The organism is Sphingomonas sp. P3_C5 (genome assembly GCF_056402635.1).
The window spans coordinates 178,569-199,713 of the sequence record NZ_JBFUHA010000005.1 but is presented as its reverse complement, the minus strand read 5'-3'; the positions used below and the strand labels follow the sequence as shown (position 1 = coordinate 199,713).

Below are 21,145 nucleotides of genomic sequence, written 5' to 3'. Positions count from 1 at the left end.
AGACTGAGAGCGCCCCTACGAACAGGCCTGGCCGACGGGGATGAAGCGATAGCCGATATCCTGCCGCACGCGATTGCTGCGGAAGCGCATGCGCGCGACCATGTCGGACTCGCAGCGTCCGCTCGTCTCATAATACCAGAGCCCTTCCGGATCGCCCCGCAACGAACATTCGCCGACATAGGAATCCGCGCCCCGCGCCGGATCGGCGCAAAGGCGGTAGCCGGCGGGAACCGGCACATTCTCCGACCAGTCCTTGCGCGCCGCCGATACATTGCCGGGCTTCGGCACCACCGCCAGCGCCTCGGTCGCAGCCGCTTCCTTGCGCGCCTCGACATGCGCCTGGACGCCCGCCAGTGCCGAATCATATTTCTGGCCGACCCAGCCGGTCAGCGTGGTGCGGTCCTTCTGAGCATTGGCGACGATCGCTTCGTCCTCCGGCGTGAGCGGCTCGCCCGCCTCTATCTTGAGGCGGATCGCGTGGAGCTGCGCCGCGCGCGCCTCGTTCTTGCGCTGCTCGATCAACGCCTCCACCCGGGCAAGCTCCTCGTCCTGCGGGCGTGCGGCTCGCAGCCAGGCGGGGATGCCGAGCGCAGCCAATGTATTCGGCGGGATGAGCATATTCCCGCCCGCGACCAGCAGCGCACCGAGCGGAAGCCCGACGAACACGGCCTTCTCCACCTTTGGCGCCACATGGCCGAACAGCCAGAGCGCGATCGCCGCGACCGGCACCAGCGCGAGAAAGCTGAGCGAGGTGCCAAGCGAGCGGTCCCCAGGTGCCAGCGCGAACACCAGCAAAGGCACCAGAAAGACGAGGAAGCAGCGGCCAAGCAGCTTCGCATAACCAAGCAGTGCGGCCCGTGCCCCATCAGCGCCCTTTGCAATGCCCGCGCCGCCGCCGAGCAGCAGCACGCCAGCGATATGGATCGGGTTGAGAAAGGCATAGAGCGCGCCGATGCAGAACAGCGCGATCAGCAGATAATTGAGCTTCGGGAAATCGAGGCTGCGGAAGACCGCACCAAGCAGCAATATGCCGATCAGCGCTGCAACCACCAGGAGGAGGCGGCGATGGACTGCCTCGATCGTGGTGCCGGCCTGGTGCAATTCCTCGGACAAGCCGGCCTGGGTCCTGCCCCACAGCCCAAGCGCGCGCTGCTGCAAGGGTATGGCGGAGGTGCCCACGGTTTGCGGCACGACAGCACCGCCACTTTGCGGGGTGCCGTCACCGGCATTCGACGGAACGTCGTTCATTGCTTTCCCCCGGGGGCGCCGGCGGGCGCCGGTCAGGGGTGCAAGTGTACCGCAGGAATCGAATGGATCAACATCTGGCCGGTTCGGGCTGATCAGCGTTGCGCCCGCCGGGATGGCATGTGATCCTGCACGGCGATGGGCGCGAGCGAGATCCTGGGGGTAGCGGCGAGCGTCAGCCTGTTGTCAGGCTGGCGGCTATATCTCTGCGTGTTCGCGACCGGCCTCGCGATGCGCGGCGGCTGGATCGCGCTGCCTGAGCATCTCCATCAGCTCGACGTGCTCGCTAACCCCTGGGTGATCGGGGTCGCCGGCGTAGCGGCCTTGGCTGAGTTCCTCGCCGACAAGGTGATGTGGATCGACACGCTGTGGGATGCTGTCCACACGCTGATCCGGCCGATCGGCGGCGCGCTGCTCGCACTGGCCATCGTCGATCCGAGCGATCCGACCTGGCAGGTCATCGCTCTGATCCTTGGCGGCACCGCCTCGTTCCTGACTCACAGCGCCAAGGCCGGGACGCGGGCTGCGGCGAATATGAGCCCAGAGCCGGTGAGCAATCTGCTGCTTTCAACCGGGGAGGACGTCGCGACCAGCGGGCTGCTGTTCCTGGCGCTGGCGCATCCGATCGCGGCGATTGGTGTGGCGGGCGTGCTGGCTGCGGGGGCGATCGGGGTATTGCTGTTGCTGCGCAAACTCTTCGGCAAGCTGATGGGGCGGCGCGCGAAACCCTCCTGAATCGCCTTAGCGCGCCGGCGCGACGGACAAGGTGCCTGCCGGAGTCGGGCGAATTAGCTCGGGCGCCGGGACGGTGCCGGAGAGCCAGTCGCCCCAATGGGCGCGAGGCATCAGCACGATCTGGCGGTGATGATAGGGTGCGATGTCGGGTCCCGGTTCGCAGGTCAGCATACTGAACGCCTCGCCGACCTTCGCATCGACGCGCCACACGCCGGCTACGCAGAAGAAGTCGCTGCCCATGATGCTGCCGGGCGCCAGCGTGAACAGCCATTTGTCCTTTTTCTGGCGCTTCGGTTTCGGCGCATCATCGGCCGGTGTGCCGGGCTCGGTGAATTCGTAGAAACCATCGAGCGGGATCAGGCAGCGGCCGCCGGTTGGCGAATTGTGGAAGGAGCGCCCCTCGCCGCGATAATTATAGACCGGCTTGCCGCTCGGGCCGGGCCAGCTCCAGCGGCGCTGGACCAGTTCAGCCGCGTTCGCGCCTGCCGGGGCAGCTCGGACGATCACGCTAGGGTCAGTGATGCGGATGCTGTCGAGCGCGGCGAGGTTGGGCAGCCCGTCCGGGAAGAGCAGCGGGATGCGGAGTTCCTTGAACGCGTCGTGGATCTGATCGACCGAGACGCGGCGGGCGGCTTCATTGCACATGCGCCGGATGATGGGGTGGACGCCCGCGCGAGGCAAGCGCCGCCCTCGGCCAGCCGGACGGGAAACAGGCCGGAGGGGAACGGCCGGAGCCGTCTGTCCGTTTACCCCGCCCGACCTTTCGGAGAATGATCATGAAGATCGCCAGCCTCGCCATCGCCGCGGCCCTGATGGGCATCGCGACCGCCGCGCCGGCCCAAACCGCCCCTGCACCCGCGCCCGCCGACACGCCTGAGGCAGCCGCCAACCGTGATGTCGCAGCGCAGGCAGCTGCCCGGCAGCAGACGGTGGAGGCAGCGCAGGCCGATGCCGCCGCCGCGAGCCAGGACCAATATGAGGCAGACATGGCATCGTACCGCGCGGCATTGCGGGCGCATCGCCGCGCCGTCGCCGCCGATGCCCGAATCGCCGATCGCCAGCAACGCGCTTATGCCGATGCCATGGCGGTGTGGCGGCACCAGGTTTACGCCTGCAAGCATGGCGACAATCGCGCCTGCAAGGCACCGACGCCCGATCCCGCCGCCTTCTGGTGAGGGGCCTTGCGGCGCCTCGCTGTCGCCATATACCGGCGTCCGGAGATGCGAGGGGCGAGCAATGAGCCGGGATGAGCCCGAGAGCACCAACCTGTTGCGATGGGCTCTTCTGCCGCTGGCCGCCTTGCTCTCCGCAGAGGCGCCCGCCGAGCTGCGCCTCAATGACATCAGCGTGGTCGGCACGCACAACAGCTACAAGAAGGCGATGCCGCCCGAGACGATGGCGAAGGTGCGCGCAGTCAGCATCGCGATCGCGGATTCGCTCGATTATGCGCATCGCCCGCTGGCCGAGCAGCTCGACGCTGGCGCGCGGCAGCTCGAGATCGACGTCAATTACGATCCAAAGGGCGGGCATTATAGGAAGGGATCGAGCGATCCCGCGCTGCTCCGCCCGGGCTTCAAGGTGCTGCATATTCCCGGCATCGACACTTCGAGCAGCTGCGTGCTGCTGACCGACTGCCTGCGGATTATCCTGCGCTGGTCCAATGCGCATCCGCGGCATGTGCCGATCATGCTGATGTTCAACGCCAAGGACGAGCAATATGCAGCGCGTGGCGGGATCGACGCCCTGCCCTTCGATGCCGCCGCCTGGGACGCGCTCGACGCCGAGATCCGGTCAGTCATGCCTGCGCGAAAGCTGATCACGCCGGACGATGTCCAGGGCAGCTATCCCACGCTGCGAGACGCGGTGCGCGCTGACCATTGGCCGACGCTCGCAAAGGCGCGCGGGCGGTTCCTGTTCGCGCTTGACGAAACGCCCGCCAAGGTGGCCGCCTATCGCGGTGCGCGGCGGTCGCTCGAGGGGCGGATATTCTTCATCAACACTGACGAGGATTCGCCCGCCGCCGCCTATCTCACGCTCAACGACCCGATCGCTGACGGCCCCCGCATCGCGCGCGACGTGGCGGCGGGCTATATCGTGCGCACCCGCGCCGATGCGGACACCAAGGAAGCTCGCTTCAATGACGCCAGGCGACGCGAGGCGGCGCTGGCGAGCGGTGCGCAATATGTCTCGACCGACTATCTCTGGCCTGATCCGCGCTTTCCTGGAGGCTATCAGGTGCGGCTGCCGGGCGGCGTAGTGGCGCGGTGCAACCCGGTGCGCCGCGAGCCCGATTGCAGCAACCGGGATCTCGACCCGGTGCGGTGAGACCGTAAACACATATAATGTAAATCGAAATTAAACGATGATCGTCCACAAGCACCCGTGCGGGAAGGGAGGGCGATGATCGATGATGGCAAACCAGCACAAAGACGGCGCTGAAGCCGGAATGATGTCCGACCGGGACATCGCCCTGCGGCTGAAAATCTATAATCCCGACAACGCGCTGGGGAAGGCATTGGCCGAGGCCTGGGCCGCCGCCGGGCCGATCATTGTCGAGACCCAGCGCGAATGGCTGACGGCAGCCTTGGACAATGCCGGGCCCAGCGGCGCCACGCCACAGGCTGAGCGAGATGCCACTCTCGCCGGCGCGATGCAGGCGCTGCATCACAAGTTCGAACGGCCGGTGGACGCCAGATGGGTGCAATATATCGCCGAGGAAGCGATCGCCATGACGCGGCGCTCCACGCCGATTCCGGTTATCATCCGGAGCAAGACCAGGATCGTCAGCAGCACCGTCGCGCGCATCCGTAAGGATGTGGACGATCGCGAGCTTGCCCCGCGGATCTGCGAGACCCTGCGGGAACTCTGCGCCTTCGAGTGCGAAATCCTCTCATGGCAGGTCGGCGAGCTGCGCCGGTGGGAGGCAGCGGCCGAGCGGATGGAGAGGAGCGAGGCATTCCACCGCGAGGTTTCGACCACGCTCGCCGGCGCTCTCGACGATGCACGCGCCTTCCAGACCCTCACCGACACGACGATCAAATCCACCCGTGACACGCTCGAGCAGATCGCCGAAGTCGCCTCTGCCGCCGAGCAGTCAGCTGACGCGATGAACAGTGCGGCGCGCACCGCGGCCGGCCTGAACGGCGTATTGTCCGAACTCAACGACCAGTTGAAGGACGCGACCAAGATCACCTTGCTGGCCGCTGACCGGATGAACCACACGGTCGATGCCTCCGGCACCCTCTCCGAGGAAGTGCAGGAGATCACCTCGATCATCGGGCTGATCCGCGAAATCGCCGGCCATACCAACCTGCTCGCGCTCAACGCGACGATCGAGGCTGCCCGGGCGGGCGATGCCGGCCGCGGTTTCGCGGTGGTGGCGCAGGAGGTGAAGTCGCTCGCAGCGCAGACTGCGCACGCCACTGACGCGGTCTCGGCGAAGATCGTTGCGATCCAGGCAGCGAATGCCGAGTCCGTCGCTTCAGTCGCTTCCGCTCAGCACACGATCGCCGAAGTGCGTGTGACGGCGGAGCGGATGGCGGAGAAGGTGGCCGGGCAGAGCCAGCAGGTCTCGCATATCGCCGAGGCAGTCGATGAGACGGCGCTCACGGTGCGCACCGTCTCGCAGCTCGTGGCATCAATCACTGACCGGACGCGCGGCATGGCCGATGACGTGGTGCGCCTGGGCGAAGGCTTTGGCCGGGTCGACGGCCAGCTTGCGCGCATGGATGCGGTCACGACCAGTTTCGTCGACGCACTCGCCGCGTGAGAGCCGGAGAAGCGCCGGACGCCATGCGCGCGCGGCGCCTCATCCTTTTTGTGCAGTGCAGCAACCAAATTTCTGGGGTAACGTTCTATTCGAGTCGGTGCCGTTCCCCGGGCATTGCGATGGAGCAGGTGGCGGCATGAGAAGCATTACCGACACGATGGCGCGCCTCGCCGCATTTCGCGAGCTGACGCCCGGCGGCCATGCCCAGCGCGGAGCCGGGCCGGTCGTCCCACCGCGGCTTGCGACGCTCACTGCGTTCGGCACCAACCCCGGCGCGCTGGTGGCGAGATATCATGTGCCGGCCGGGCTACGGTCCGCCGCGCCGCTAGTCGTGGTGCTGCATGGCTGCACGCAGACGGCGGATGGCTATGATCATGGTGCCGGCTGGTCGACGCTCGCCGACCGCGAAGGCTTTGCGGTGTTGTTCCCCGAACAGACACGGGCGAACAACCCGAACCTCTGCTTCAACTGGTACATGTCCGAGGACATTGGCCGCGAGGGCGGCGAGGCGCAGTCGATCCGCCAGATGATCAGGGCGATGATCCTCGCGCATGATCTCGATCCGGCGCGCATCTTCGTCACCGGCCTGTCGGCGGGCGGCGCGATGACCTCAGTGATGCTGGCGACCTATCCCGAGCTGTTCGCTGGCGGCGCGATCATCGCCGGGCTGCCCTATGGATCAGCGCATAATGTGCCTGAGGCGTTCGACCGGATGCGCGGGCATGGCGGGCCCGACGATGGCGAACTGGCCGCGCTGGTGCGCGAGGCATCGCGCGGCCATCGCGGCGATTGGCCGACGATCTCGGTCTGGCACGGCACCGCCGACCATACGGTCACTGTCGCCAATATGGGCCGGATCGTCGCTCAGTGGCGGGACCTGCACGGCACCGACGAGGCGGCCGATATGGTCGAGGTCCTGGGCAAGGATACGCACTCGGTGTGGCACGATGCCGATGGCCGGGTGGCGATCGAGCAGCATGAGATCGCCGGGATGGGGCACGGGACACCGATCGACCCGCGCGGGCCTGATGGGCTGGGCAATGCGGCGCCGCACATGCTGGATGTGGGGATATCGAGCACCGCGCAGATCGCCAGGTCCTGGGGAATCGCGGAATGCAGGCCCGCGACGATGAACGCGCGCCCGGCGCCCCGGCGGCATGAGCCCGCTGCTGAGAAGGAGCCACGCGAGCGGGTGAACGGGCCTCAGAAGGTCATCGAGGATGCACTGCGCGCGGCTGGCCTTTGGCGGTGACGACCCAGGGCTGGACTGGAACGACCCCCCTGCCCTTGCCGATCGGCGCCTGATAAACCCTTCCCGGACTATCGGGAGGGACGCGCGATGATCCTGTTTCGGAACTGGTGTTTGCTGGCGTTTGCGGGTGCGGTGATCGCGCCGATATCGGCCCAGGCTGCCGATACGGTGGACCATTATGGCGGGCGGGATATGGTCGTCCATGTGCCGGCGCGATTGCCGTCCAGCGGATCGCGCGCGCTGATCGTCGTGCTGCACGGCGGGATGGGCAATGCCGACCGGATCGCCAACAGCCAGTCCGAGAGCGGGCTCAACCTGGACGCCGAGGCGGACCGGGACGGCTTTGTCGTGGTCTATCTGAACGGCACGGCGGTGACGCGCCTGCTCAGTGCCAAGGCGCTGGGATGGAATGCCGGTGGCGGGTGTTGCGGGCAGCCGGCGCGGAACGGGACTGACGATGTCGCCTATATCAGCGGGGCGGTCGGTTATCTGGCAGGGAAATACGGCATCGACCGTGCGCGTGTCTTCGGCATCGGCCATTCGAACGGCGCGATGATGACTCAGCGGATCCTGTGCGAGACCAGCCTCTACGCGGCGGGCGTCGCGATCTCCGGTCCCCTCAATCTGGAGGCCGCCCATTGCCCCGGCGCCAAGGGCAAGCGCATCCTCGCGATCCACGGCGCCGACGACCAGAATGTGCCGATCGCCGGCGGGCGCGGCACCAGGGGACTGGCGCAGGTGGCCTGGAGCTCCGAAGCGCGGGCACGGCAGGTGATGACGGGTTCGGGCGCGACCTATGATCTGCAGATCGTGCCGGGCGCCGACCATATGCTCGACCATCTCTCCGCGGCGATCGCGAAGAGCGAGGGCGTGACGATCGCGAGGAAGGCGGCGGCGTTTTTCGGGCTCGCGGGAAAGAAGGGCTGACGCCGGGCGTTACGGGAGCGCGTTCAGCGCTTTCAAGGGATGAGGGAACACGGAAATGATATCTGCCAGATCCAGCTCAGTCTCGTCCCTGATGGCGGCTCTGGCGGTGCTGGCGGCGCTGCCGGCATCCGCGCAGACCGTCCAGAAGGAGTCGAACGTCAAACAGGCCGGAGAGGTCGTTTCCCAGCCGGTGCGCGATGTCGGCCTTGCCAAGACCAAGATCCCGCCGCTGCTGGTGGAGGTGAGCGAGGATCCCTATGGCCCGGACGGCACCGCGACATGCCGGCAGATCGCGGCCTCGATCCGCGACCTCAGCGCGGTGATCGGCCCTGACTATGAGAGCACGGCGGCGCCGAAGAAGCAGAGCCTCATCAAGGCCGGCGGCCAGGCGGTGGTGAACTCGCTGATCCCGTTCCGCGGCATCGTCCGCGAGGTGAGCGGCGCGGCACCGGCCGAGCGGCGCTATGCGGCGGCGGTCACCGCCGGCTTTGCGCGGCGCGGCTTCCTGCGCGGGCTGCAGCGGGCGCGGAAATGCGGGGACTGATCCGGCTCGTGGCCTGATCAGGCAGCGACGGCGAGCTCGTTCTCGAGCTCTTGCATCTCGACATGCCCGTCGCGGATTGCGGCGAAGCTGGCGCGGACCACCGCCTCGACCGGAAGCGGGAGCGCGTCATCGGCAAGGGCGCTTTCGAACATCGCCTCGAGATGCTCCTCGCCACGCTCGACCTCGTCCAGGATCGCGCGAAGATCATTGCGGATCACCGCTGTCTTCAGTGTGAGGAAGTTGCGGTGCAGGCCGGCCAGGAGAGTGCCCTGCTCCTCCGGCTCGCCGCCGAGACGCACGACCTCGGCCTGAAGGTTGCGGATCACGGCGCGACGCTCATTGGCGTGAGCGCGGAACATGCCGCCGAGACGCTTGTCCTTGGCGTTCTCGGCCGCGACTGTGAAGCCATCCATGCTGTCGAATGTGTTGGCGATCAGCCCATTCAGCGTGCGGATTTCGTGGCTGCTCCCTGTCATTGCGGTATCTCCCTTTAGTGCCAATCGGCGGTAACGCACGAACCGGCCTCCGGGCCCGGACATGATCGATTTTTCGTCGCAAATCTGACGATCTTCGTATTTTCCGCCGCGCTGGCCGGGGACCATTCTGCTCCTGCCGAGGCTTTCGGCATCAGCAGCGCGGTTGGCAGCGATCAAGGCGTGATCTATGCCCTGGCGGATGCCGCTTCCGATTGCCAGGGCCCCGTCGTGAACCAGGGCGACAAGGCCGCACTTCCCTATTGGCAGGAATTCCTCCAGCGGACCCTTGCGATCGGGTGGTGGATTGCGATCCTTGCGGTCTACGTCGCCGCTTACCGCCATCAGCCGCACGTCATTCTTGTAGCGCTCTCTCTTCTGGTCGGAGCGTTTATCTGCACTCTCGCGCATGAGGCCGGGCATGCTGCGGCGGCTCTCGCATGCGGGTGGCGGATCATCGTTTTTGTAGTGCGGCCGTTGGCCTGGCAGATCCCCAACCGCAATCTCGTCGTGCTGCCGCGCGACTTCAAGAAACAGTTTCGCGGCTGGGTGGCGACCGTGCCCAACCAGTTCGATTCCAGGGAAAAGGAGCAGTGGTGTACCATATTGGCGGCCGGCCCCGCAGCCAGCCTGGCACTCGCGCTGATCGCTTTTTTCGGGTGCTGGCTTTTTTCGGAGGAGCCGGACCATGCGGGCATTGCTTTTAGCGGGGTCGCGCTTGGCCTGGGGCTCCAGTCGCTGAAGGTCTGCGTGTTCGCCATATTGCCGTCGGCGGCTGACGGCGTCGCGTCGGACGGAGCCCAGTGGCGGGCAGCACGGCGGACAGACAGCAATTATGAGGCTAGCAAGGCACTGCAGTGGATCGGCACGATGCTGCATTATAATGTCCGTCTTCGCGATCTGCCTGAGTGGCTGCTTGCCAGAGTGGAGGATATCCCTGCACCATTAGCGGAAGTCTCACGAGCTTGCGCCACGCTGCGGATCGGTCAGGTTCTTGACTCGTCGCCCGTCGATGCCGCGCTTGCCCGACGCCTGATCGATCAGTTTCGCGCGAGCAACGAGTCGAGCGAATGGCTCACGGCATGCGACACCTATCTGACGGCGATGTGGGAGGCGGACCTTGATCGCGCTCGAGCCTTGCTGGCCGAGCGCGCCGACCTCCCCGTCACGACGCCCGTTTTCATGGCGGCGGAAGCGGCTGTCGCGGCGCGGGCGGGGGAGCGGGATGTTGCGCGAGAGAGAGTGAAGGCGATGGTATCGGCACGCCGACGCGAATCGCCGTTCCGCGACCCCACCTTCCGCGATATCCGAAGCCAGATCGAGGCGTTGCTCGCCTGACGCCTGTCGGCTGGCGTGCGATCATATCCCGCGCCGGCGACAGCTTGCGCGCTTTTGGGGAACATGGCGCGGGGCCTGCGGGTTTTGACGGTGCGGGGGTTCGACCGCGCAGGCTTTGGCCGCGCCTTGAACCAGGAGAAGCACCCATGAAAATGCCATTGATCGCGCCCGCGTGTTGCGGGCTGCTGACCGCTATGGCCATGATGACCGCGGCGACGCCGGCCGTGGCGCAGGACGAACCGGAATATCAGGACGATATCGTCATCACCGGCCATTACGGCCGGCTGCCCAGCGATGTGGAATCGGCGTCACAGCATGTGAGCTATGCCGATCTTGATCTGAGCTACCGCGAGGACCGCGCCGAATTGCGGCGCCGGATCAGCCTGACCGCGCGCTATCTCTGCGACCGGCTCGGCGAGGACGACAGTAGCTCGGTGCTCGAGCCGAGTTGCCGCGAGGCGGCGACGCGAGATGCTCTGCGGCGGGTCGGCAGGATCGAGGCGCATTTCGCGCCGCGCGGCACGGCGTGGGTCGCACCCGCGCGCTGGCAGGCGCCCTATCCGGACGACTGGGGGAGCGACTATCCCTGAGGCGGGATCGGAACAGGCGGATTTGGTCCTCGTCGGCCCGGTTGCTTCCCTGTTCCTCCCTGTTCCTCCCTGTTCCTCCCTGTTATTCGCCGAAAAAACTTTTGCGGCTGCCCCGCCCGACGCCTCATCTGGCGATATTTCCATTATCCTTCAGCAAGTTCTGCGGATCCAGATGCTCCTGATGGCGGTAATTTTGTTGGAATTAACAGGGAAGCTGTTGGAATTAACAGGGAAGATCGCTTTCCCTGTTATCGCCGGAACAGGGAAAACCGGTTCCCTGTTCCGGCTATAACAGGGAAGCCGTGGGCTGCGTCTCGGTCATGTGAAGGAGCTCCGCGACTGTTGTACCACCTGTAGCAGCACGATGCCCGAAGCCGATCGCGAGTTGAATCAATAAGGTTACGTAATAAGATAACATAACGCATTGACAGGCAGGCTCGTCAGCGCCAGCCTTGGCCGCGTCGACAAGCGGGAGAGGCGAGATGATGCGGACTTTGTGGCTGGCCTGGCTTTTCGCGCTGATGTGCCTGCCTTCGTTCGCGCGCGCCGACAGCTGGGCGCCGGCCACGCGCCAGACCTACCTCTCCGCCGATCAGAATGCGCGCTTCACGGTCGAGCCGCGTCAGATCAAATCGCCGCTGGCCTTTTTCAAGGACAAGGTGAAGGACAAGGAACTCGCCGGCCAGCAACGTGGCGGCCCCACCAAGGCGGAAGGATGGCTTGAGCGCCGGGGGCCGGACGGCAGCTGGACGATCCTGTGGCGCAAGCCGCTGGTCAACGACGTGGCGCCGGTGAGCGCGCTTGTCTCGAACGACGGCGCGCATGTGATCACTTTCGACAATTGGCACAGCCTGGGCTGGGGCGACGACGCGGTGGTGATTTATGGCGCCGACGGCACTCCGGTACGTGCCATGCCGCTGACGGCGTTCCTCCCGAAACACTATGTCGCCGTATTGCCGCACTCGGTCAGCTCGATCCACTGGCGCGGCGAGCCGTCCCTGTCCGCGGCGGGCGAGCGGCTGATCCTGCCGGTCACGATTCCGCCGGAGGGTGACGACCCGGAGGCCAGGGCCTTCGTCCGGATCGAGATCGACCTCGCGACGGGCCGGGTCATCCCGCCAGCCGGTCCGGCATGGGAGGCAGCGCTGGCGCAGGCGCACCGCGTGGCGACAGCGCAACAGGCATACGAAGCGGCGCGGATCAAGGCGCTGATCGACCCTCTGTACGGGCCCAAGACGCAGGGGGAGCGCGAATGGCACGATTATCTGCGCGAGGCCTTTATGCGGACCGACGCCGGATGGATGGAACCCAATAGCTCGACCACCGTGCTGCGCGATCCCACAGCAGAGGATTATGGCGCTTCAGAGACCTGGGTGCACGACGCCCTCAAGGAAGGTGGGAAGGGCGACGTGGTCTCGATCGCTTCGGTTGGCCCGCCAGACAATCTTGTGCGCGTGCTCGGCGATGCCGCGCGCGCGGTGAAGCCCGGAGCCTTGAAGGGCGCGCGCCTTTACATCGTCACCACTGACCAGGATCGCGACCGTATCGCGGCCATCCTTGCACCGACCGGTGCGACGTTCATCCAGCTCGACCCCACCCGGCCGATCCCGCAACGCAAGGAGCGCATCCCCGGTTCGGAGGAGGAGAAGAAGGCGCGGGCGAAGATGATGCGGCGGTGGTAGAAATAGGCGCCGCGCGGATCAGCAATTGTCGCCCGCGCCTGACATGCGCTAGTGCCCGACGATCCGTTCGCGCCAGCGACGCTTTTCGATCGTCCTCACATTCGGCTCGTCCTTCAGGGTCGCGAGATAGGTGGCGAGGTGCTTCAGCTCGTCATCGCCCTCGGCGCCCTCGAACGGGCGCGGATAGATCGCGTTGCCGAAATTCCGGACGCATTTTTCCGGCGTGTCATCGACGATGAGCACGCGCTCGAGCCGCCATCCCGCCTTCCGCACCTTGGTGAGCGGCTTGATGTAATGAAGATGGTCCCAGGGATCGAGCATATAGCCGTCGTCATAAGGCGACATGCGGCGCAACGACGCGCGGCTGCGGCCCCAGACGAAGTGCAGCGCGGCGGGATCGGGGAAGATGTGCTCGACCACGGCCCGAACATAGTCGTCGGACGCCGAGGACCAGACGGCCAGTTCGAAATGCCGGGCGCATTCGGCGATGAAGGCGTCGAGATGGGGGCGGCGATAGACGTGATAGCCATAGACGGAGAAGTCCGCGGCGCGATCGAGCGGCTGCTCGGCGGCGTGGATCAGCGTCTCGTCCAGATCGAGGATGAGTAGGGTTCGCGGCGGGGATGGGCTTGGGGGCGGCATGGGTGTGTGGGTTAGCGTAGTTTTGCGCGGATTGCCCCGTCTTCGCAAGCGAGCTTAATTTGTCATTTTTCTGCATGCGTGACGGAAATTAAGCTACGGTCCGATTAGCCTTTCTTCTTTTTCAATTTATTGATTATTATCCGAATGTATCTTTGGAGCTCTCGAATATCCTTCGGGTTAGCATTCTTTATTTCTATAAGAATTTCAGAAGAATGCTTCGTTTTACGAAACTCAACTCTATTTTCAGATAATTCTGCGAATAAATCGCCAATTAATCTTGCTCCATCCACTCGTTTAAGCCAGTCTCGGTCGGTTATCTCACCCCTCCAAAACTTAGAGGCACTATAAATTTCTTTTCCGCCATTTTCTACGAGCCATTTTCTGACAATTTCCTCGGAAACGAGGTTTTCTTTGATGTAACTATTAATCACCGTCGTTATCGCATGGCAATTTATTAAATAGCATTCTATATTTCTTCGCGGCAATAAATAAACTTTGTCTTTAAAATTAGACTGGAATAAATTTACCGTCTCATCAGACAAATCTTCGCGATCAAACGAAAAAACCATTCCCTCTATGAGAGGAACGACCGACGACACCACTGAATTATACAGATCAATTATCATCTTTTTTGTTCGTTTTTTTGCGGTAAAATCGCCCGTAGCGGGCACAGCTTTTATTATTATTCCAGACATATCTTCAGTGTCATTCAATAATAATGGGAAGCAAATCTCTTCAGTCTGCCCCTCTACCCAGAATATTCTGTCAGCCCCAAACACATCCATCATAGATACACCGAGAGATCGGTATATTGATCTGGCATCTTCTATCTTTTTTAGATCTAGAGATTTTGCGCTACTAACGAATCCCGTTTTTTCAACAAAATAAGCAGTAGAGGGTGACGCGAACGCTATAACATCAGCGGAATGCGTAGAAACAATATACTGATGTTGATTATAGTATTCTCGCAGAATAGATATGAGTGATCTTACTGCGCGCGGATGCAAGAAACTATTTATCTCGTCAATTAATATGCATGATGGAAAACCAGAAGAAGCAGCAACTAATATTGTTAGACACTGCGCGACGCCTGTTCCACTATCGCTAAGTCTAAATGACAATTCTTCTCGATCCATTCGGTCGGTAGGCCAAATCATTATTTCGCACCCGCTTCCGCGCGGCACAACAGTAATCTCGTGGACATTTCCTATTATGGAATTTAGGTGAACCACGATCTCGTTGAAGACATCTGGCCTCTTGTTCTGTAGGAATGTCAATACGAGTTGCAGATTATCTCCATTAGGCGTAAGTACGCTTGCCTCGCCGTACGGTAAAATTTCCGGAGCGACCCTTTGCGGCCTTAGATAGAATATAGTATTCGTAATATTGTGATCGAATAACTTGGCGAGACTATTTTCATCACCTACGTAGCCAGACACTGTAACAGCAGCGTTAACTATGCTTAGGTAAGCGTACGTATTAGCCTTGTTTAAATACGAAAAAGGGACAGGATTAGAGAAGCGGCTCGGATTACCGCGAGTCACACTAAATGATATGTGCTCCGTATTATCAAAGAAATCAATTGCAGATTGCTTCGATTCCGGCTCCTGACCTTCCAGCGGTATAGTCATTCTTTGCGAGGTCTCGGCTAATAGCTCGGATATTTCAGCGCCGGTAGTTATAATCTCTAGTCCGATCGCAGTTTCAGTCGTATCTCCGCGCAGATAACCGTCCAAGCCTCTGTGTGGATTTACCTCCACTGGCGTAGTAATCGATTTCAAAATCGCCGTTTTTCCAGAGTTATTGGCTCCAATAATAAGGTTGATGCCCGGCGCGAATTCGAGTTCCGTCCGGTCTCCGAACGAGGCGAAACTTTCAACAGACAGGCTTTTAATCCACATGAATGCCGTCCCCCGTTTTTCCTTGCTCCACCGCGATGCGTTCACCGCACTCCAACCACAAGCCAGATACCGCGCGCCGAGAGTGTCTTTCGCCTTGACCCCCGGCGTGTGCGCCTTCAGCTAAGCTCCGCGTTAGCGTTTAAGATCAAAAATCTAATCAGCCGCCCCGATCTCGATTTTGTCCACGATTGCAACAGTATTCCTGCCATCCATCAAATGTCCACCGCTCCGGCGACGCAGTTACGGTGCGCAGTTACCAGTTACCGTGCTACGCGCAATAAGCCTTCCGGGCTCATTCGTGTTGTCTCCGATTTCGGTGAACGCACGGCAAGTCTTTTTCTCATGTCGCTCGCAGATGTGGTGCATTGAGGGGTTATTATTAATCACAAAAACCCCTTCGCCTTCAGCTCCGCAAACGCATGATCCAGTATCTTCTTCGACCGCGCCTGGGCGTTCTCGCTGTCCTTGAGCATCACCATATGCTTGCCGCTATAGACATATTCCCAAAGCTGCTTGTTGAGCATGGTATCCATCAGCTGGAACCGCACGTCATAAAAGCGCCAGACGCCCGAGGTGGTGAAGTTGGACGGGAAGATGGTCAGCCGGAAGCGCGCGCCGGATACATGTTCGTCGTCGAAATTGCGCGCGATGGTTTCGCCGACCGGGACTGACCTGCTGCTGTCCCCATAGCCCGTCTTCTGGGCGTAGGTTTCCTCCTTGCCGCGGCTGCTCTCGTTGAAGCGGAGGATCTTGCTGGAGATGTGCAGCGCGCCGAGCCGTGCGGTCAGATCGGCATCGAACTGGCCGAGCACCTTCGGCGTATATTCGTCCTCGCGCACATCGAGGAACGAATAGACATAGACGAAGGAACCCTGCAGCTTCGCGGGAAGCGCGGCGGCGGACCCGGGCGGGGGCGGCGCCAATGGCGGAATGGGCGCGTCCGCATAGAGCTCCAACAGGCCCCTTTCCTGCGCGTAGAGATTGGCTTCGCGGTGGGCCAGCTTGAAGGCGTTGGTGCCGATGTCGACGATCGCCTTATGATCCTGCTCGAGCAGCGGTGTCATCGAGCGCTGATACGCGCCAACCTTGTTCACGAGCGCGACACCGCCGGGCGTCCGCGCCAGGGCCATCTGCCCGGCGCGCAAGCGCTGGTTCCACGCCGCGGGCTCCGGCGGAATGCGGTCGACAATGTCTTTCATCGTGTCGCCGGGACGGACCTCGATCCTGAGGCCCCGAGCTTCTTCGACGGAGACGGCCAGGGTGCGCGCGAGACGGGCGAGATCGGCCGGCGAAACCTGGGCGGCCCAATAGGTGCGGACCTGATCCTGACGACGGTCGAGCACCCCGGCCATCTCGATGTCGCAATGCGATGCGGCTGCCTTGACCATCCGATCAATGATGCCTGGAAGCACTTTCTGGATGTTCGCCATTTCCGGATCGCCGACCAGCGCGGTGCGGAAGGCCGTGTCGCACATCTCGCGGCTCATCGCGAGAATCGCCCTTCGGGGAACGAAGAAATCCGCCATGAGATCGAGTTGGGCGGTGCGCGAAAGCGCGGGCACCGCGGCGGGACGAGTCTGGGCCGGCGCCGCCGACGCAGCCGGCAGCGCGAGAATGAGACACGCGGCGACGCGCAGGAATTTCATGTGACAGGCCCCCCTTGGGCTGACGTTACCCGAAGTTCGAGCAGGTTCAAGCAGTTGCGGTGGTGGGAGCGGCGCGTTGGTCAGGAGCCCCGCGAACCGGTTCACGGCGGCGCTACGCGGCGTTCACGCAAGGCAGCTCAACGCGGCGGGGGAGCCTTCACGAAGCCGGCTTCTGCAGAAGGCGGTTGCGCAATTCCTCCATCGTCACGCCGGCGACCGCCGCCGCCCGGTCCGTGGCACTGAGGACGGCGGCGAGATGGCTGAGGGCCTGGCAGCCGAAATCGAAGCGCTGCAGCGCCTCACCGTAGCGCTGGAGCAGCTCCATATCGTCGCTGAGTTCATCGCCGACGGTCTCCAGGAGCCGTCGCACGACTTCGATCTCCTCGGCAATGCGCTGGTCCAGATCGGCAACCGCGACCGGCATGCTTGGCGGCGGCGCTTCTTCGGGTGGCGCCTCGCCACGGCGCAGCGCGAACTGGATCGCATCGACCCGCGCCTGGCCGGGCACCACGAAGCGCTGCGGCAGGCAGTTGCCCGCCACCCAATCCTCCACCGACACCTTGCCGGCAAACGAGATATCGCAGCGCCCGGACTCGCACCACATGACCGTGGCGGCGACGTCGAGCTGGAGCCGGCGCAACGTCAGCACAGTGCCGGGATCGGGCAGCACAGTGCCGTCCAGCATCGCCGCGCTCTCCGACAGGCTTCGAATCCGCACCGGCACCTTGAGCGCGCCGGATTCGATGGTCGCGGACAGCAGCACATTCTTGCGGGGCGGAGCCACTTGCGCGTCGATACCGGCTTGATCAGTCACTCTGAGTATTCACCCGATCCGGAGTAGTGCTTCTGCTACAAGGCGGCTTTCGATTTTGATTATAGTCTTAGCTACCTAAAATTTTGGAAACGATTCATGAACAGATCCCTAATTCGGCTGTTTGCGGCGAGACCTGCTACTTTCTGAGGGTGCCGCAGGAACCTGCTGACTGGACGGAATATTTTGTTCCACTAGTGCGTCACGGGGAGTGGCGGTGACCAGGGCAGTTACAACCGAAGGCGTGATATCTTGCCCGGTCGATCGGGAGCGGCCCGATGGCCCAGCGCGCTCGTTGCCCGGCTTGATTTAACCCTGTGCCGAACGCGGTTCGGCCTTTCCGGCAGGCGCACTGATCCGCCTGGATACAGAAGCGGGAAGCGGACGGAGACTATTCCGCCGCCACGCTCTCCCGCCCGCGCTCGAGCAGTGGCTTCAGATAATGTCCGGTGAATGACCCCTTTGCCTTGGCAACCTGTTCCGGCGTACCTTCCGCCACGATCTCCCCGCCCTTCACGCCACCCTCGGGGCCGAGGTCGAGCACCCAGTCGGCGGTCTTGATCACGTCGAGATTATGCTCGATCACCACCACCGTATTGCCGTGATCGACCAATGCGTGGAGCACTTCCAGCAGTTTGCGCACATCCTCGAAGTGAAGCCCGGTGGTGGGCTCGTCGAGGATATAGAGCGTCTGGCCGGTCGCGCGGCGAGAGAGTTCCTTGGCGAGCTTCACGCGTTGCGCCTCGCCGCCAGAGAGCGTCGTGGCCTGCTGGCCGACCTTGACGTAACCCAGGCCGACCTCGGCCAGCATTGCCATCTTGTCGCGGATCGGCGGGACGGCCTTGAAGAACTCGACTGCGTCCTCGACGTTCATGTCGAGCACATCAGCGATCGACTTGCCCTTGAATTTCACCTCCAACGTCTCGCGATTGTAGCGGGCGCCGTGGCAGACGTCGCACGTGACATAGACGTCGGGCAGGAAGTGCATCTCGATCTTGAGCAGGCCATCGCCCTGGCAGGCCTCGCAGCGGCCACCCTTGACGTTGAAGCTGAAGCGGCCCGGCTTGTAACCGCGCGCCTGGCTTTCGGGGAGGCCGGCGAACCAGTCGCGGATCTGGGTGAAGGCGCCGGTATAGGTTGCCGGATTCGAGCGCGGGGTGCGGCCGATCGGCGACTGATCGATGTCGATCACCTTGTCGAGATATTGGAGGCCGGTGACCTTTTCATGCTTGCCGGCGAGGACGCGAGCGCCGTTCAAGGAGCGCGCGGCGGCGGCGTAGAGCGTGTCGATGGTGAAGCTCGACTTGCCCGAGCCGGACACGCCAGTGACGCAGGTGAAGGTGCCGAGCGGGATGCTTGCCGTCACGCCGCGCAGGTTGTTGGCGGTGGCATTGTGGACCGTCAGCTTCTTGCCATTACCCTTGCGGCGCTTGTCCGGGAGGGGGACTTCGCGGGTGCCGTTGAGATAATCGGCGGTGATGCTGCCCTTGGACGCCAGCACCTCGTCGAGGGTGCCCTGTGCCACGACCGCGCCGCCATGGACGCCGGCGCCGGGGCCCATATCGATGATATAGTCGGCGGTACGGATCGCATCCTCGTCATGCTCGACGACGAGGACGGTGTTGCCGAGATCGCGGAGCCTTCTGAGCGTCTTCAGCAGCATGTCGTTGTCGCGCTGGTGGAGGCCGATCGAGGGCTCATCGAGGACGTAGAGCACGCCCGACAGGCCCGAGCCGATCTGCGATGCGAGGCGGATGCGCTGGCTCTCGCCGCCCGAAAGCGTGCCGCTGGTGCGATCGAGATTGAGATAATCGAGACCGACATTGTTGAGGAAGCCGAGCCGCTCGAGGATTTCCTTGAGGATGCGCTCAGCGATCTCGCGCTGCTGGCCGGTAAGGACTTCCGGAACGCCCGTGAACCAGGCGAGCGCATCGACCACCGAGAGGCGGGTGACCGAGGAGATATCGCGCATGCCGATCTTGACCGCGAGCGCCTCGGGCTTGAGGCGTGCCCCGTGGCAGACCTCGCAGGGCGCGCTGCTCTGATATTTGGAGAGTTCCTCGCGCATCCAGGCGCTCTCGGTCGAGAGCATGCGGCGGTTGAGGTTGCCGATCACGCCTTCGAAGGGCTTCTTCACGTCATAGGATTTGCGGCCGTCGATGAAGGTCAGCGTGACCGGCTTGCCCTTGGTCCCGTAGAGGATGATGTCGCGGATCTCCGCCGGGAGATCCTCCCAGGGCGTATCGAGGCTGAAGTCGAATTCGCGCGCGAGGCTGCCGAGCACCTGCATGTAATAGGGGCTGGGCGGGTTGGATTTCGCCCAGGGGACGACGGCGCCCTTCTTGATGCTGAGCGCATGGTTGGGGACGACGAGCTCCTCGTCGAACAGGAGCTTCTCGCCGAGACCGTCGCATGTCGGGCAAGCGCCTTGCGGAGCGTTGAAGGAGAAGAGGCGCGGCTCGATCTCGGCAATGGTAAAGCCGGAGACGGGGCAGGCGAATTTTTCCGAGAAGACGATGCGATTGGCCGGGATGCCAGTGTTTTTCATTTTTCCTTCGGTGACGAAGGTTTGAGGCATTTCACGGACGGCGTTCTTAAGCCCCTCCCCTTCAGGGGAGGGGTTGGGGGAGGGGGACTCACTCGCGCCAGAGTTTGAGGCACTGCCCCACCCCAACCCAGCATCGCTGCCCTTTGTCCTTTCCGGGGGAAAGGACTGCAGCGATGCTCCTGAAGGGGAGGGGCTTAGCTGAGCCACCGTCGTATCGACCAGGTCCACATAAGCCAGCCCTTCGGCCAGCTTCAGCGCGGTCTCGAAGCTGTCGGCAAGGCGTGTTGCCATATCGGGCCCGACCACCATCCGGTCGACCACCACCTCGATGTCATGCTTGAACTTCTTGTCGAGCGCCGGCGCCTCATCGATCTCGTACAACTCGCCATCGATGCGGACGCGGGTGAAGCCCGCTTTCTGCCACTCGAGCATCTCCTTGCGATACTCGCCCTTGCGGCCGCGTACGACGGGGGCGAGCAGATAAAGCCGCGTGCCCTCGGGCAGCGCCATGACGCGGTCGACCATCTGGCTGACCGTCTGCGCGGCGATCGGCAGGCCGGTCTCGGGCGAATAGGGAATGCCGACGCGCGCCCATAACAGGCGCATATAATCATAGATCTCGGTGACGGTCGCGACCGTGGAGCGCGGGTTGCGGCTGGTCGTCTTCTGCTCGATCGAGATGGCGGGGCTGAGGCCCTCGATATGATCGACATCGGGCTTCTGCATCAGCTCGAGGAACTGGCGCGCATAGGCCGAGAGGCTCTCGACATAGCGTCGCTGGCCTTCCGCATAGATGGTATCGAAGGCGAGGCTCGACTTGCCCGACCCCGACAGCCCGGTGATGACCGTGAGCGTGTCGCGCGGGATGTCGATCGAGACATCCTTGAGATTGTGCTCGCGCGCGCCGCGGACGGAGATGTGGGTCAGCATAAACCGCTCTGTTCCAGATTTGTTCTAGCGATAATGGAGGCCGCGCCGGAGGTCAACGCGTGAAGCGCGGATGTGGGGGTGCGCGGGCGCGGTGGCAAGGCCGCGCGATCGT

The 21,145-nt window shown here is 63.1% G+C and carries 19 protein-coding genes; 11 read left to right on the top strand and 8 right to left on the bottom strand.

Annotated features, from left to right (window positions below):
• Positions 1–15: 15 nt before the first annotated feature.
• On the bottom strand, positions 16–1,248 hold the full coding sequence (locus AC1DVS_RS14355; protein ID WP_478024102.1) for a hypothetical protein: 1,233 nt from the start codon (positions 1,246–1,248) through the stop codon (positions 16–18).
• A 135-nt stretch (positions 1,249–1,383) separates the two neighbouring features.
• On the opposite strand from AC1DVS_RS14355, the gene AC1DVS_RS14350 reads away from it, so the two are divergent.
• On the top strand, positions 1,384–1,980 hold the full coding sequence (locus tag AC1DVS_RS14350) for a DUF4126 domain-containing protein (RefSeq protein ID WP_478024100.1): 597 nt from the start codon (positions 1,384–1,386) through the stop codon (positions 1,978–1,980).
• 6 nt (positions 1,981–1,986) lie between these two features.
• On the opposite strand, the gene AC1DVS_RS14345 is transcribed toward AC1DVS_RS14350, so the two are convergent.
• Positions 1,987–2,625 (bottom strand): SOS response-associated peptidase family protein, encoded by a 639-nt coding sequence (locus AC1DVS_RS14345; RefSeq protein WP_478024098.1) that lies wholly within the window; start codon positions 2,623–2,625, stop codon positions 1,987–1,989.
• Between the two features lie 131 nt (positions 2,626–2,756).
• Here AC1DVS_RS14345 and AC1DVS_RS14340 point away from each other — a divergent pair, with 131 nt between their 5' ends.
• The 6 genes from AC1DVS_RS14340 to AC1DVS_RS14315 all read left to right on the top strand — a co-directional run bounded on the left by AC1DVS_RS14340 (position 2,757) and on the right by AC1DVS_RS14315 (position 8,472).
• Positions 2,757–3,155 carry a hypothetical protein gene (locus AC1DVS_RS14340; RefSeq protein WP_478024097.1) on the top strand — a complete coding sequence of 133 codons (399 nt, stop codon included), beginning with the start codon at positions 2,757–2,759 and terminating at the stop codon, positions 3,153–3,155.
• 61 nt (positions 3,156–3,216) lie between these two features.
• Positions 3,217–4,305 carry a phosphatidylinositol-specific phospholipase C1-like protein gene (locus AC1DVS_RS14335; RefSeq protein ID WP_478024096.1) on the top strand — a complete coding sequence of 363 codons (1,089 nt, stop codon included), beginning with the start codon at positions 3,217–3,219 and terminating at the stop codon, positions 4,303–4,305.
• 85 nt (positions 4,306–4,390) lie between these two features.
• Entirely contained in the window at positions 4,391–5,749 is a 1,359-nt protein-coding gene (locus AC1DVS_RS14330) for a methyl-accepting chemotaxis protein (protein ID WP_478024094.1), read from the top strand.
• Positions 5,750–5,885: 136 nt separating this feature from the next.
• Positions 5,886–7,001: an extracellular catalytic domain type 1 short-chain-length polyhydroxyalkanoate depolymerase gene (locus tag AC1DVS_RS14325; RefSeq protein ID WP_478024092.1), complete on the top strand. Its 1,116-nt coding sequence runs from the start codon at positions 5,886–5,888 to the stop codon at positions 6,999–7,001.
• Positions 7,002–7,088: 87 nt separating this feature from the next.
• On the top strand, positions 7,089–7,928 hold the full coding sequence (locus tag AC1DVS_RS14320) for a CE1 family esterase (RefSeq protein ID WP_478024090.1): 840 nt from the start codon (positions 7,089–7,091) through the stop codon (positions 7,926–7,928).
• 55 nt (positions 7,929–7,983) lie between these two features.
• Positions 7,984–8,472: a hypothetical protein gene (locus AC1DVS_RS14315; protein WP_478024089.1), complete on the top strand. Its 489-nt coding sequence runs from the start codon at positions 7,984–7,986 to the stop codon at positions 8,470–8,472.
• A 17-nt stretch (positions 8,473–8,489) separates the two neighbouring features.
• Here the strand turns inward: AC1DVS_RS14315 and AC1DVS_RS14310 are convergent, their stop codons facing one another.
• Positions 8,490–8,948, bottom strand: a complete 459-nt coding sequence (locus tag AC1DVS_RS14310) for a PA2169 family four-helix-bundle protein (protein WP_478024087.1) — start codon at positions 8,946–8,948, stop codon at positions 8,490–8,492.
• Between the two features lie 180 nt (positions 8,949–9,128).
• Here AC1DVS_RS14310 and AC1DVS_RS14305 point away from each other — a divergent pair, with 180 nt between their 5' ends.
• From AC1DVS_RS14305 to AC1DVS_RS14290, 4 genes are all read left to right on the top strand, one after another.
• Positions 9,129–10,283: a site-2 protease family protein gene (locus AC1DVS_RS14305; protein ID WP_478024085.1), complete on the top strand. Its 1,155-nt coding sequence runs from the start codon at positions 9,129–9,131 to the stop codon at positions 10,281–10,283.
• A gap of 146 nt (positions 10,284–10,429) precedes the next feature.
• The gene (locus AC1DVS_RS14300; RefSeq protein ID WP_478024083.1) at positions 10,430–10,873 is read left to right on the top strand and encodes a UrcA family protein; all 444 of its coding nucleotides are present in this window, start codon (positions 10,430–10,432) and stop codon (positions 10,871–10,873) included.
• Between the two features lie 22 nt (positions 10,874–10,895).
• Complete coding sequence (locus AC1DVS_RS14295) at positions 10,896–11,165, top strand: hypothetical protein (protein ID WP_478024082.1); 270 nt, start codon at positions 10,896–10,898, stop codon at positions 11,163–11,165.
• A gap of 190 nt (positions 11,166–11,355) precedes the next feature.
• Positions 11,356–12,555: a hypothetical protein gene (locus tag AC1DVS_RS14290; RefSeq protein ID WP_478024080.1), complete on the top strand. Its 1,200-nt coding sequence runs from the start codon at positions 11,356–11,358 to the stop codon at positions 12,553–12,555.
• A gap of 48 nt (positions 12,556–12,603) precedes the next feature.
• Here the strand turns inward: AC1DVS_RS14290 and AC1DVS_RS14285 are convergent, their stop codons facing one another.
• The 5 genes from AC1DVS_RS14285 to uvrA form a co-directional block, all read right to left on the bottom strand.
• Entirely contained in the window at positions 12,604–13,197 is a 594-nt protein-coding gene (locus AC1DVS_RS14285; protein WP_478024078.1) for an NIF family HAD-type phosphatase, read from the bottom strand.
• A gap of 104 nt (positions 13,198–13,301) precedes the next feature.
• The gene (locus AC1DVS_RS14280; RefSeq protein ID WP_478024077.1) at positions 13,302–15,098 is read right to left on the bottom strand and encodes an AAA family ATPase; all 1,797 of its coding nucleotides are present in this window, start codon (positions 15,096–15,098) and stop codon (positions 13,302–13,304) included.
• 383 nt (positions 15,099–15,481) lie between these two features.
• Entirely contained in the window at positions 15,482–16,744 is a 1,263-nt protein-coding gene (locus tag AC1DVS_RS14275; RefSeq protein ID WP_478024076.1) for a hypothetical protein, read from the bottom strand.
• A 157-nt stretch (positions 16,745–16,901) separates the two neighbouring features.
• Positions 16,902–17,558, bottom strand: coding sequence for a hypothetical protein (locus tag AC1DVS_RS14270; RefSeq protein ID WP_478024075.1), 657 nt, complete (start codon positions 17,556–17,558; stop codon positions 16,902–16,904).
• Between the two features lie 388 nt (positions 17,559–17,946).
• The gene (uvrA, locus tag AC1DVS_RS14265; protein WP_478024074.1) at positions 17,947–21,033 is read right to left on the bottom strand and encodes an excinuclease ABC subunit UvrA; all 3,087 of its coding nucleotides are present in this window, start codon (positions 21,031–21,033) and stop codon (positions 17,947–17,949) included.
• Positions 21,034–21,145 lie beyond the last annotated feature (112 nt).

Bases quoted from the DNA above. Each gene is read 5' to 3' on its own strand.
- AC1DVS_RS14355 (WP_478024102.1), bottom strand. From the start codon at position 1,248: ATGAACGACGTTCCGTCGAATGCCGGTGACGGCACCCCGCAAAGTGGC.
- AC1DVS_RS14350 (WP_478024100.1), top strand. From the start codon at position 1,384: ATGGGCGCGAGCGAGATCCTGGGGGTAGCGGCGAGCGTCAGCCTGTTG.
- AC1DVS_RS14345 (WP_478024098.1), bottom strand. From the start codon at position 2,625: ATGTGCAATGAAGCCGCCCGCCGCGTCTCGGTCGATCAGATCCACGAC.
- AC1DVS_RS14340 (WP_478024097.1), top strand. From the start codon at position 2,757: ATGAAGATCGCCAGCCTCGCCATCGCCGCGGCCCTGATGGGCATCGCG.
- AC1DVS_RS14335 (WP_478024096.1), top strand. From the start codon at position 3,217: ATGAGCCGGGATGAGCCCGAGAGCACCAACCTGTTGCGATGGGCTCTT.
- AC1DVS_RS14330 (WP_478024094.1), top strand. From the start codon at position 4,391: ATGGCAAACCAGCACAAAGACGGCGCTGAAGCCGGAATGATGTCCGAC.
- AC1DVS_RS14325 (WP_478024092.1), top strand. From the start codon at position 5,886: ATGAGAAGCATTACCGACACGATGGCGCGCCTCGCCGCATTTCGCGAG.
- AC1DVS_RS14320 (WP_478024090.1), top strand. From the start codon at position 7,089: ATGATCCTGTTTCGGAACTGGTGTTTGCTGGCGTTTGCGGGTGCGGTG.
- AC1DVS_RS14315 (WP_478024089.1), top strand. From the start codon at position 7,984: ATGATATCTGCCAGATCCAGCTCAGTCTCGTCCCTGATGGCGGCTCTG.
- AC1DVS_RS14310 (WP_478024087.1), bottom strand. From the start codon at position 8,948: ATGACAGGGAGCAGCCACGAAATCCGCACGCTGAATGGGCTGATCGCC.
- AC1DVS_RS14300 (WP_478024083.1), top strand. From the start codon at position 10,430: ATGAAAATGCCATTGATCGCGCCCGCGTGTTGCGGGCTGCTGACCGCT.
- AC1DVS_RS14290 (WP_478024080.1), top strand. From the start codon at position 11,356: ATGATGCGGACTTTGTGGCTGGCCTGGCTTTTCGCGCTGATGTGCCTG.
- AC1DVS_RS14285 (WP_478024078.1), bottom strand. From the start codon at position 13,197: ATGCCGCCCCCAAGCCCATCCCCGCCGCGAACCCTACTCATCCTCGAT.
- AC1DVS_RS14280 (WP_478024077.1), bottom strand. From the start codon at position 15,098: ATGTGGATTAAAAGCCTGTCTGTTGAAAGTTTCGCCTCGTTCGGAGAC.
- AC1DVS_RS14275 (WP_478024076.1), bottom strand. From the start codon at position 16,744: ATGAAATTCCTGCGCGTCGCCGCGTGTCTCATTCTCGCGCTGCCGGCT.
- uvrA (WP_478024074.1), bottom strand. From the start codon at position 21,033: ATGCTGACCCACATCTCCGTCCGCGGCGCGCGCGAGCACAATCTCAAG.